General features: G+C 66.1%; 10 protein-coding genes. All 10 read left to right on the forward strand.

All coding sequences use genetic code 11. The annotated features are described in order from the left end of the window. Positions 1-170: 170 nt before the first annotated feature. The 10 genes from dksA to ACSQ3Q_RS04405 all read left to right on the forward strand — a co-directional run bounded on the left by dksA (position 171) and on the right by ACSQ3Q_RS04405 (position 11844). A complete protein-coding gene (gene dksA, locus ACSQ3Q_RS04360) occupies positions 171-995 on the forward strand; it encodes an RNA polymerase-binding protein DksA (protein ID WP_436133186.1) in 825 nt (274 codons plus the stop codon). 51 nt (positions 996-1046) lie between these two features. Further along, the gene (locus ACSQ3Q_RS04365) at positions 1047-2786 is read left to right on the forward strand and encodes an STAS domain-containing protein (RefSeq protein WP_436133187.1); all 1740 of its coding nucleotides are present in this window, start codon (positions 1047-1049) and stop codon (positions 2784-2786) included. A gap of 344 nt (positions 2787-3130) precedes the next feature. Continuing rightward, on the forward strand, positions 3131-3697 hold the full coding sequence (gene hslV, locus ACSQ3Q_RS04370) for an ATP-dependent protease subunit HslV (protein ID WP_436133188.1): 567 nt from the start codon (positions 3131-3133) through the stop codon (positions 3695-3697). 96 nt (positions 3698-3793) lie between these two features. After that, entirely contained in the window at positions 3794-5122 is a 1329-nt protein-coding gene (hslU, locus tag ACSQ3Q_RS04375; RefSeq protein ID WP_436133189.1) for an ATP-dependent protease ATPase subunit HslU, read from the forward strand. A gap of 265 nt (positions 5123-5387) precedes the next feature. Beyond that, on the forward strand, positions 5388-5816 hold the full coding sequence (mraZ, locus tag ACSQ3Q_RS04380) for a division/cell wall cluster transcriptional repressor MraZ (protein WP_436133190.1): 429 nt from the start codon (positions 5388-5390) through the stop codon (positions 5814-5816). A gap of 9 nt (positions 5817-5825) precedes the next feature. After that, positions 5826-6752 carry a 16S rRNA (cytosine(1402)-N(4))-methyltransferase RsmH gene (gene rsmH, locus ACSQ3Q_RS04385; RefSeq protein WP_436133191.1) on the forward strand — a complete coding sequence of 309 codons (927 nt, stop codon included), beginning with the start codon at positions 5826-5828 and terminating at the stop codon, positions 6750-6752. Position 6753: 1 nt separating this feature from the next. Beyond that, positions 6754-7098 (forward strand): cell division protein FtsL, encoded by a 345-nt coding sequence (gene ftsL / locus ACSQ3Q_RS04390; protein ID WP_436133192.1) that lies wholly within the window; start codon positions 6754-6756, stop codon positions 7096-7098. After that, positions 7095-8840, forward strand: a complete 1746-nt coding sequence (locus tag ACSQ3Q_RS04395) for a peptidoglycan D,D-transpeptidase FtsI family protein (RefSeq protein ID WP_436133193.1) — start codon at positions 7095-7097, stop codon at positions 8838-8840. The genes ftsL and ACSQ3Q_RS04395 overlap by 4 nt, the downstream gene beginning before the upstream one ends. Then, positions 8837-10345, forward strand: coding sequence for a UDP-N-acetylmuramoyl-L-alanyl-D-glutamate--2,6-diaminopimelate ligase (locus ACSQ3Q_RS04400; RefSeq protein WP_436133194.1), 1509 nt, complete (start codon positions 8837-8839; stop codon positions 10343-10345). Before ACSQ3Q_RS04395 ends, ACSQ3Q_RS04400 begins: the two co-directional genes overlap by 4 nt. Then, positions 10342-11844: a UDP-N-acetylmuramoyl-tripeptide--D-alanyl-D-alanine ligase gene (locus ACSQ3Q_RS04405; protein WP_436133195.1), complete on the forward strand. Its 1503-nt coding sequence runs from the start codon at positions 10342-10344 to the stop codon at positions 11842-11844. Before ACSQ3Q_RS04400 ends, ACSQ3Q_RS04405 begins: the two co-directional genes overlap by 4 nt. Positions 11845-11876: the final 32 nt, after the last annotated feature.

The raw sequence follows: 11876 nt of genomic DNA on the forward strand, positions 1-11876 counted from the left end.
CCGCCCGGACAGGCCGGCTTGCCACTGGTTTGTGTTGTATCCACAACATTTCCGTTTGCGTCAGCCGAGGTCGATACAATCGCGCCCCGGTAAAACCCCGGAAGGCTTGCCATCCGCCTGAGGCTGTAATAGCAGTCAAGGGCCAGCCCGTTAAGCGAGGAGACCAGGAAGTGAAAGCCGACACCAGCAAACCCAAGGCGGCCACCAAGGCAACCAAGCCTGCCGCCGCAGCCAAGAGCACGGCTGCACCGGCGCCAGCGCCCAAGGCTGCTGCAAAAGCCGCAGTGGCCAAGACTGCCGCCGCCCCCAAGGCCGTTGCTACCAAGGTCGCCAGTCCCGCAGTCGCTCCCGCACCGGCGCCGGTTCCCGCTGCCCCGACTGCAGCGCAGGTACCCGTGCGCACGACCCGGCCTTCTTCGCGATTGGCCCAATTGACCGTACCATCCATGGCACAGGCAGTGGCTTCCACCGCTGCCAAAGCCAGTTATCTACACACCATGCCCACGACCGTGCAAGCGCATCCGACCTATACGGCTGCGAAAAAAGACCCCAAGCTGGCGAACAACTGGAAGACCAAGACTGCCGCCGAGCTGACCGACCCTGAAGTCATGGCCATGCCCGACAGCGAGTACATGAACGAGAAGCAGATGGCGTTTTTCCGCCTGAAGCTCGTTCAACTCAAGCAGGACATCCACAACAGCGCTGGCGAGACCACCGAGCACCTTCGTGAAGACACCGTGGTGGTCCCCGATCCCGCAGACCGCGCCACGATTGAAGAAGAGCACGCCCTGGAGCTGCGCACCCGCGACCGCGAGCGCAAGCTGCTCAAGAAGATCGAACAGTCCATTGCCCGCATCGATGCTGGCGACTACGGCTACTGCGACGAAACCGGCGAACCCATCGGTGTCGGCCGCCTCATTGCCCGCCCCACCGCCACGCTGTCGCTGGAGGCGCAACAGCGCCGCGAACTCAAGCAGAAGATGTTTGGTGATTGATCTGGCTGCCAAGGCCAGACGCCGACCGCTGCGCAACCTGCACCCCGAGCCATGAGCAAGGAAGAAACCACCCCTGGCGGCCTGCTTTCGAAGGTGGTTCGGTTCGTGAAGAACCCGACGGTCAACTGGACGGAGCTCGACTCCGGCCTGAACGACCGCGAGAGCCAGTACAGCAAGCAGATGCTCAAGGAGATGATCGAGCGCAAGCGCCGCAACGACTTCGTGCGGCGCCGCGAGTTCGATCAGCTGCGCAAACTGCGCCAGCGCGAAGTGCTGCAAGGCCAGCGTGTGGAAGACGCCGCTGGCCGGCCCTCGTTCTTTCAAAGCAGCATGGCCTCGCCCGATGATCGGGCGGTCACGCTCAAGAAGATCGACGAGATCGAAGCGCAGATGTCCCAGCAGTGGTGGAAGAGCAAGCAGGGCGCCGACGCCCCCACCCAGCCTGGCGTGATGCCCGAATCGAGTTCCTCCAGCCCCGATTCGGCCCATTCGCGCGCCTACGCACCGACCTCGCCGGGGAGCCTGCCCGGCCCGCTTGAAGACAAGGCCGCCGTCCAGCCACTGTTTGCCGATGACAGCATGGCCATCGGGCGGTTCGGCGGCTCCGATGCGCAAATGCTCGCAGGCCCTGGGCCTGGCGAAGCGTCCTTCAGCCCTGCAGCGCCGACCGCGGCAACCCCAGCGCTTGCATCCGAACCGGAGGAATTCGTGCACGAACCCGATCTAGAAGAAGCCGCCATCCGGTTTGCCAACGGCGACCACGCTGGCGCGGAGTCCGGCCTGATGGATGTGCTCGCGCAGCACCAGCAGGACGATCCCGACGCGCAGCTTGAAATCTGGATGACGCTGTTCGACCTGTACCGCGCAACCGGACAGCACGACCGCTTCGACACCCTGGCCATCGACTTTGCTGCCCAGTACAGCCGTTCGGCACCCCTGTGGTTCTCGATTCCCGAGCAATTGGGCATGGCGAGTGCCCCGGCAGCCACAGCCGTACCGGGTGCGCCTGCGCGCCGGGACTTCAGCTGGAACGCGCCCGGTGCACTGGCCGTGTCGTCGGTCGCGGCTCTGCAGGCCTCGCTAGCCCGCTCGGCTTCGCCCTGGACCTTGTCCTGGGCACGCCTCGTGTCCATCGACGAGGCGGCCGTGCCGCTGCTGGCCGACCAGTTCACCCAGTGGGCGGAGCGCGACGGCCAGCTGGTGTTCTCGGGCGTTGAAAAGCTCAACGCCCTGCTGGACGCCAAGACCCAATCCGGTGACCGCGCCACCAGCCCCGAGTGGTGGCGCCTGCGCATGGCGGCGCTGCGGCTCATGGGCAAGCCCGACGAGTTCGAACTGGTTGCGCTCGACTACTGCGTGACGTACGAAGTCTCTCCCCCGTCGTGGATGTCGCCGCGCTGCGGGTATTCCGACAACGAAGGCGCGACTTCTGGCTCGGCTCCGCTGGCGGCCGACAGCGATTTCATGGCCTCGGACCTGGGGGATGCCTCGGCACCCGCGCCGCTCGACGCTGCACCCGTGGCGCAGCTCAGCGGCCACATCGACGGCGACGCGACGCCGCTGCTGGAGCCCTTCCAGGCTTTCCTGCGGCCGGGCGTGCCGCTCACGATTGCCTGCGACAAGCTCATCCGTGTGGACTTTGCGGCTGCTGGCTCCGTGCTCAACTGGGCGGCCGAGCAGCAGGCCCATGGCCACGTGATCCAGTTCCACAACCTGCAGCGGCTGGTGGCGATCTTCTTCAACGTGATCGGCATCAACGAGCACGCCTGGGTGGTGCCACGCAAGAACTGAGGAAACGACGATGGGCGAGGCCGCCTTGTCGCCGCAACCCGTTACCCTTTCAAAGCGCAGCCACGGCAAAGACCCGTGCTGCGCTTTGTGCATTGTGGGAGGGGGTTTGCTGGAGGGCTGAAGGGCACGCGCTGCGCTGCGAGTGTTCCCTGAGACAGTCGCAGGCTGCAGACCTTTGCGCGCTGTAAGCACTGATCGTGGCGAGAGCCAAGCCAAGCGTGGCGTGGTGCGTGCCCCTGGCCAGCCCTGCTCTCCACCGCTGCGGCGGGCCCTGCCAGCGCCGCGCAATGCACCCATTCCTTGCCGGGTTGCAAAACCGGCGCCCGGCCTTATCTTTCGCAGCTATGGATTCATCACACGACAACACCCCGGTGTTTCACGGCACCACCATCCTGAGCGTGCGCCGTCAGACGCCCGAAGGCATCCAGGTCGCGATTGGCGGCGATGGCCAGGTCACCCTGGGCAACATCGTGGTCAAGGGCACGGCGCGCAAGGTGCGCAGGCTCTACCACGGCAAGGTGCTGGCGGGCTTTGCGGGCGCCACGGCCGATGCCTTCACGCTGTTCGAGCGCTTCGAGGCCAAGCTGGAGAAGCACCAGGGCCACCTGACCCGTGCGGCCATCGAGCTCACCAAGGACTGGCGTACCGACCGCGTGCTGCGCCGCCTGGAGGCCATGCTGGCGGTGGCCGATGCGAGCGCCTCGCTCATCATCACCGGCAACGGCGACGTGCTGGAGCCCGAGCAGGGCATCGTGGCCATTGGCTCGGGCGGCGCGTACGCGCATTCGGCCGCCAAGGCGCTGCTCAACCACACCGACCTGTCGGCCCAGGACATCGTCAAGAAGTCGCTCGAGATCGCCGGCGAGCTGTGCATCTACACCAACATGAACCACACCATCGAGACGCTGTGATCCTGGTGTGTGGATACTATTAAATTGATAGCTACTAGCGCTTATTTATCAGGCGCTGGAGGCTAATTTTGCTTTGAATTTGAAGGCAGGCACCGCATGTCCTCCATGACCCCCCAGGAAATCGTCTCCGAACTCGACCACCACATCGTGGGCCAGACCAGCGCCAAGCGCGCGGTGGCCATTGCGCTGCGCAACCGCTGGCGGCGCCAGCAGGTCGAAGGCAGTCTGCGCCACGAGATCACGCCCAAGAACATCCTCATGATCGGCCCCACCGGCGTGGGCAAGACCGAGATCGCGCGCCGCCTGGCCCGGCTGGCCGACGCGCCGTTCATCAAGGTCGAGGCCACGAAGTTCACCGAGGTGGGCTATGTGGGCAAGGACGTCGATTCGATCATCCGCGACCTGGCCGAGATGGCCGTCAAGCAGACGCGCGAGTCCGAGATGAAAAAGGTGCGTGCCCGCGCCGAGGATGCCGCCGAGGAGCGCATCCTCGACGCGCTGATCCCGCCGGCCCGCGTGGCGTCAGGCGCCACCGAGCCCGTGGCCGACAACACCGCGCGCCAGGTGTTCCGCAAGAAGCTGCGCGAAGGCTCGCTGGCCGACAAGGAGATCGAAATCGAGGTGGCCGAGAGCCGCCCGTCGCTCGAGATCATGGGTCCGCAGGGCATGGAAGAGATGACCGAGCAATTGCGTGGCATGTTCAGCCAGATGGGCCAGGACAAGCGCAAGACGCGCAAGCTCAAGATCGCCGAAGCCCTGAAGCTGCTGACCGACGAAGAGGCTGGCAAGCTCGTCAACGAGGAAGAGATCAAGACCCGCGCCGTGGCCAACGCCGAGCAGAACGGCATCGTGTTCATCGACGAGATCGACAAGGTGGCCGCGCGCCAGGAGACGAGCGGGGCCGATGTGTCGCGCCAGGGTGTGCAGCGTGATTTGCTGCCGCTGGTGGAGGGCACCACGGTGTCCACCAAGTACGGGATGATCAAGACCGACCACATCCTGTTCATCGCCTCCGGCGCGTTCCACCTGTCCAAGCCCAGCGACTTGATCCCCGAGTTGCAGGGCCGCTTTCCGATCCGCGTCGAGCTGGAATCACTCTCGGTGCAGGACTTCGAGGCCATCCTTACCCAGACCCATGCGTCGCTCGTCAAGCAGTACCAGGCCCTGCTGGCCACCGAAGGCGTCACGCTCGAATTTGCGCCCGAAGGTATCACGCGCCTGGCGCACATTGCGTTTGAGGTGAACGAGCGCACCGAGAACATCGGCGCGCGGCGCTTGTCTACAGTCATGGAGCGGCTACTCGACGAGGTGAGCTTTGACGCGACGCGGCTTTCGGGCCAGACCATCACGGTGGACGCTGCGTATGTGGATGTCCGGCTCCAGACGCTGAGCCAGGACGAGGACCTGTCCCGCTACATTCTGTGACGACACGGTTGAGTACGGCCAGGCTTGAGAGGTCACTTTCATAGCCTGCCGTAAGTGCTTCTTTTTCAACGACTTTTGGTGCTTTTCGGGTCTATAAAGTCGCCGCTAAGTCGTTGATTTCATTACAAAAGTTTGGTGGACACCCCCTTGTTCGGTGGGCTTTTCCTGCTACAGTGCAAAAAAGTGCAATTAAGTGGTGAAAAGTGCCCTTCAGGCCATCGTCAGGCCCTGAAGGTTCTCAAAATTCCGAGTTGGGAAATCCTCCGTGTTCCAAGGTGCCTCGTCGCTAAGTCTCGATGCGAAGGGTCGGCTGTCCGTGCCGACCCGGCATCGTGACGTGCTCGCGGCCACCGCATCGGGCCAGCTCACGATCACCAAACACCCGCACGGCTGCCTGATGGTGTTTCCCCGCCCGGAGTGGGAGAAGTTTCGCGAGCGCATTGCAGAGTTGCCCATGTCCGCCCAGTGGTGGAAGCGGATCTTTCTGGGCAACGCGATGGATGTGGAGATGGACGCAACCGGCCGCGTGCTGATCTCGCCCGAGCTGCGCGAGGCGGCCGGCATTTCCAAAGACACCATGCTGCTGGGCATGGGCAACCATTTCGAACTCTGGGACAAGGCCACCTACGACGAGCAGGAGACCAAGGCCATGCAGGGCGACATGCCGGACGTCTTCAAGGACTTCTCTTTTTAAGGGCGCATGGTGACCGAGGTTTTGCAACACACCACTGTCCTGCTCGACGAAGCCGTGGATGCCCTGCTGGGCGGCGCGGGCGCCGAGCCTGCCGGCACGTGGATCGATGGCACCTTTGGGCGCGGGGGCCATTCACGGCTGATCCTGCTACGGCTGGGCCCTCAAGGGCGCCTCGTGGCCTTTGACAAGGACCCCGAAGCCATCGCCGAAGCAACGCGCATCACCGATGCGCGTTTTTCCATTCGGCACGAAGGTTTTCGGCACATTGCCGACCTGCCCGCGGGTAGCGCCGCGGGCGTGCTGATGGATCTGGGCGTGAGCTCGCCCCAGATCGACAGCCCCCAGCGGGGCTTCAGTTTCCGTTTTGACGGCCCCCTTGACATGCGCATGGACACCACGCGCGGCGAGAGCGTGGCCGATTGGTTGGCCACGGCCGAAGTCGGTCAGATTGCGGAGGTGATACGTGACTACGGTGAAGAACGGTTTGCTGGCCCCATTGCAAAGGCGATTGTTGCTCGGCGCGAGGAACGGGGCCCTCTTGCAACCACCGCCGAACTGGCCGATCTCGTGGCTGGCGCGGTCAAAACCCGCGAAGCGGGCCAGAACCCTGCAACGCGCACATTTCAAGCTCTTCGGATTTTCATCAACGCCGAGCTTGAAGAGCTGCAACAGGCGCTAGATGCTTGTCTGTCGGTGCTGCAGCCGGGTGGGCGGCTGGTGGTGATCAGCTTCCATTCGCTGGAAGACCGCATCGTCAAGCAGTTCATCGCCAAGCATTCCAAGGAGGTCTACGACCGCCGGGCCCCGTTTGCCGCGCCCCAGGCGATGAAGCTCGTAGCCCTCGACCGCATCAAGCCCAGCGCGGCCGAGGTTGCGGGCAATCCGCGCTCGCGCAGCGCCATCATGCGCGTGGCCGAGCGAACGGCTGTCGTCTGATATGACAAGGCTCAACATCGTCCTGCTGCTCGCGGTGCTCGCCAGCGCGATCTATCTGGTGCACACCCAGTACGAATCGCGCCGCCTGTTCACCGAGCTGGACCGCTCCGTGGCCGAGGCGCGCCGGCTGGAGACAGAGCACCAGCGCCTGCAGGTCGAAAAGCGCGCCCAGGCCACACCGCTGCGCGTGGAGAAAATCGCCCGTGCGCAGCTGAACATGCGTACGGCCACGCCGGCCATCACGCAGTACGTGTCCGACCCACAGGGTGTGGCGGGTGCTGCGGCAGGCGCAGCTGCGGCTTCTGCGGGCGCCGCGACGGCCCCGGTGCAGGGAGCCCAGCCGTGAGCCGCAGCGTGGTCTACACCGCCAGCCCCCTGCTGGCCAGCAAGACGCCCGTGTGGCGCAGCAAGTTCATCGTGGCCATGATTGCGCTCGGGTTCTTCGGCCTCGCGGGGCGTGCAGCCTATGTGCAGGTGTTTGGCAACGCCTTCTTTCAGCGCCAGGGCGAAGTGCGGTTTGCGCGCACGCTCGAGCTGCCCGCCAACCGCGGCAAGATCGTGGACCGCAACGGCCTCATCCTGGCCTCCAGCGTGCCGGCTGCCAGCATCTGGGCGATCCCCGAAGACGTGGAGCAGGACCGGCCCGAAGTCCGCGCCAAGCTCAAACAGCTGGCGAAGCTGCTCGACATGCCCCTGGCCGAGCTGAACAAGAAGCTGGCCGACGAGGACAAGACCTTTGTCTGGATCAAGCGCCAGCTCGACTGGGATGTGGGCCAGCAGATTGCGGCGCTCGACCTCAAGGGCGTCTACCAGCGCAAGGAGTACAAGCGCCAGTACCCCGAGGGCGAGGCCGCCGCGCACGTGGTGGGTTTCACCAACGTGGAGGACCACGGCCAGGAAGGCATGGAGCTGGCGTACGACAAGGACCTGGCCGGCAAGCCCGGCTCGCGCCGCGTGATCAAGGACCGGCTGGGCCGCGTGGTCGAGGGCGTCGGCGAAACCGTGCCGCCCGTGGACGGCAAGGACATGCAGCTGTCCATCGACAGCAAGGTGCAGTTCTTTGCGTACCAGAAGCTGCGCGACCAGGTCACTGCGCACAAGGCCAAGGCGGGCAGCGTGGTGGTGCTCGATGCGCACACGGGCGAACTGCTGGCGCTGGCCAACTACCCGAGCTACGTGCCCGACAAGCGCCAGAACCTCACGGGTGAGCAGTTGCGCAACCGCGCGCTCACTGATGTTTTCGAACCCGGCTCGACCATGAAGCCGTTCACCATCGGCCTGGCGCTGGAGTCCGGCCGCGTGCGTCCGGAGACGACCGTGGACACCACGCCGGGCCGCATCAACATCACCGGCTCCACCATCTCGGACACGCACAACTACGGGGTGCTGACGGTTGAAGGCGTGATCCAGAAATCGAGCAACGTGGGCACCACCAAGCTGGCGATGCAGATGCCGGCGCGCGAAATGTGGGAGACCTTCTCGGCCGCGGGCTTCGGCCAAAAGCCGCAAATTGGGTTCCCCGGCGCCATCAGCGGCCGCCTGCGCCCCTACAAAACTTGGCGGCCGGTGGAGCAGGCGACGATGTCGTACGGCTACGGCCTGTCGGCCAGCTTGTTCCAGATGGCGCGCTCGTACACCGTGTTTGCCAACGGCGGGCGCGTGATCCCCGCCACGCTGCTCAAGACGCAGGAAGCCGCAGTGGGCGTGCCAGTCTTCTCCGAGCGCACGGCCGATCAGGTGCGCAAGATGCTGCAGATGGCGGCCGGCCCCGGCGGCACCGGCCAGAAGGCGCAGACGCTGGGCTACTCGGTCGGTGGCAAGTCGGGCACGGCCCGCAAGCAGGTCGGCAAGAACTACGCCTCGGGCAAGTACCGCGCGTGGTTCACCGGCATGGCGCCCATCGACAAGCCCCGCATCATCGTCGCGGTGATGATTGATGAGCCCAGCAACGGCGTGTTCTACGGCGGTGCCGTGGCCGCGCCCGTGTTCAGCGAAGTCGTGCAGCAAACGCTGCGCATGATGGGCGTGCAACCGGACATGGCCGTCAAGCCGCAGATCGTGGCCAACGCCGTGGAGGAATCGCTATGACGACGACGCTGCCCTTGGTCCATTCGGTGCACGACGCTGTGGCCTGGCTGCGCGAGCGGGTCACCGGCACGCTGCAGACCGACAGCCGCCAGGTCCGTGCGGGCGACGGTTTCATCGCCTGGCCCGGCGCTGCCACCGACGGACGCGCGCACATTGGCGACGCCTTGTCGCGCGGTGCGGTGGCCTGCCTGGTGGAGCAGGAGGGCGCCGATGCCTTTCCGCTCGATGGCCTGCCCGTGGCGGCACTGCGGGGCTTGAAGGCCGCCACCGGCCCGATTGCCGCCGAGTGGTTCGAGCACCCCTCGCACCGGCTGGACGTGCTGGCTGTGACCGGCACCAACGGCAAGACCAGCACCAGCTGGTGGATTGCCGAAGCCCTCAATACGCTATCAAAAAATGAGCTGCTGGCGCAGGGCGGATGTGCGCTGGTGGGTACTTTGGGCATTGGGGTGCCGCCTGCCCTCACCACCACCGGCCTGACCACGCCCGACCCGGTGCGGCTGCAGCGCGCGTTCCAGCAGTTCACCGATGCGGGCCGCACGGCGTGCGCCATCGAGGCGTCGTCCATTGGCCTGGCCGAGCACCGCATGGTCGGCACACGCATCCGCGTGGCGCTGTTTACCAATTTCACGCAGGACCACCTCGACTACCACCCCAGCATGGCCGCCTACTGGCAGGCCAAGAGCATGCTGTTCGACTGGCCCGGCCTGCAGGCGGCCGTGGTCAACATCGACGACCCGCGCGGCGCCGAACTGCATGCCACGCTGGCCGAACGGCAACTGGACTTGTGGAGCGTCTCCACTGCCGGCCCGGCCCGCCTGGCAGCGCGCGACATCCACATGGGTGACGGCGGCCTGCGCTTTACCGTGGCCGAGGGCGTGCACACGCTGGTGCTGCAGACCCGCTTGATTGGCCACTACAACGTCTCCAACCTGCTCGGTGTGCTCGCCGGTCTGCGCGCACTGGGTGTGCCGCTGGAGCACGCTCTCTATGCCTGCGCCCAGCTCTCGCCCGTGCCCGGCCGCATGGAGCAGATTCAGAGCCCCGGCCAGCCTCTGGTGGCTGTGGACTACGCCCATACCCCGGATGCGCTCGACAAAGCCCTGCAGGCGCTGCGCCCCGTGGCGGCTGAACGCGGCGGGCAGCTGTGGTGCGTGTTTGGTTGCGGCGGCGACCGCGATGCCGGCAAGCGCCCGCTGATGGGCGCCGTGGCGCAGCAGCAGGCGGACCGGGTGGTGGTGACCAGCGACAACCCGCGCAGCGAAGACCCCGCGGCCATCCTGCACCAGATCCTGCAAGGCACGATTGCGGGCAATACCGTGCGCGCCGAACCCGACCGCGCCATCGCCATCGCCCAGACCCTGATCGAGGCTGCCTCCAACGATGTGGTGCTGATTGCCGGCAAGGGCCACGAAGACACGCAGGAGACGGCGGGCGTGCGCGTGCCGTTCTCGGACATGGCCCACGCGCAGAGCGCGCTGCAGGCCCGGGGAGCCCGCGCATGACCGCCCATGCCGATATGGCGATGACCCTGGCCCAGGCATACGACCTGTTGAAGCCCCACATTCCGGCGGCGCGGCTGGTCGGTGATGGCGCCACGCCCCTGGCCCGGGTGCACACCGACACGCGCACGCTGCAGGCGGGCGACTTGTTTGTGGCGCTCAAGGGCGAGCGCTTTGATGCCAACGCCTTCCTGGCCGACGCCCGCGCCGGTGGCGCCGCAGCGGCCATCGCACACGGTGGCCTGGAGGCCGCGGGCCTGCCCGGCATCGAAGTGCCGGACAGCCTGGCCGCGCTGGGCGCACTGGCCGCCGGCTGGCGCGCGCAGTTTGCGATCCCGTTGATCGGCGTGACCGGCAGCAATGGCAAGACCACCGTCACGCAGATGATCGCGTCCATCCTGCGCGCCTGGAAGGGCGATGCCGCCTTTGCCACGCAAGGCAATTTCAACAACGACATCGGCGTGCCTTTGACACTGCTGCGCCTGCGGGCCGGCCACGCGGCCGCGGTGATCGAGATGGGCATGAACCACCCCGGCGAGATCGCCACCCTGGCCACCATGGGCCAGCCCACGGTGGCCCTGGTCAACAACGCGCAGCGCGAGCACCTGGAATTCATGCACACGGTCGAAGCCGTGGCGCGCGAGAACGGCTCGGTGTTTGCCAGCCTGCCGGTTGATGGGGTCGCAATCTTCCCCGCGGGCGATCCCTACACCGCGCTGTGGCAGTCGCTGGCGCAGGGCCGCCGCTGCATCACCTTTGGCGACGGCGGCGATGTGCGCTGCACCGAGGCCACCTGGGTGCACGGCGCGTGGGACGTGACCCTGGCTACGCCGCAAGGCAGCGTAGCCACCCTGCTGCACATCGCCGGGCGCCACAACGTGACCAACGCACTGGCGGCCGCCGCATGCGCAGGGGCGGCCGGTGCGCCACTGGGCGTGATTGCCCGGGGGCTTGAAGCCTTCAACCCTGTCAAGGGCCGCTCGCGTGCCTTCAGCGTGTGCAGCGCTGGCCGCGACATCACGGTAGTGGACGACACCTACAACGCCAACCCCGACTCCATGCGCGCCGCCATCGACGTGCTGGCCGAGTTGCCCGGCCCCCAGCTGATGGTGCTGGGCGACATGGGTGAGGTGGGCGACCAGGGCCCGCAATTCCATGCCGAGGCCGGTGCCCATGCGCGCGCGGCCGGTGTCCCGCTGTTGTTCGCGCTGGGCGCCCAGTCGGTGCATGCCGCCACGGCGTACGGTGACGGCCCAGCGGATGTCAGTGGCCGCGCCCGCCATTTCAACGATATGAGCGCACTGCTGACAGCCGTGCGCGACGCGCTCCCCACGGTGGGCAGTGTGCTGGTCAAGGGATCCCGATTCATGAAGATGGAACAGGTGGTGGAAGCGATTTCCGCCACGACAAGCGCTGCCGGGCAGTCCGGGCAGCCGCAAGCACAAGAACAACAACAAACGCACAACTTGGCATCGGAGGGACACCATGGCGCAACGCACTGACCCCATCCGCGGGGTCGCGCCCCACGGCAGCC

It is taken from the genome of Acidovorax sp. LjRoot129, assembly GCF_964253765.1.
Lineage (GTDB): Bacteria > Pseudomonadota > Gammaproteobacteria > Burkholderiales > Burkholderiaceae_C > Acidovorax.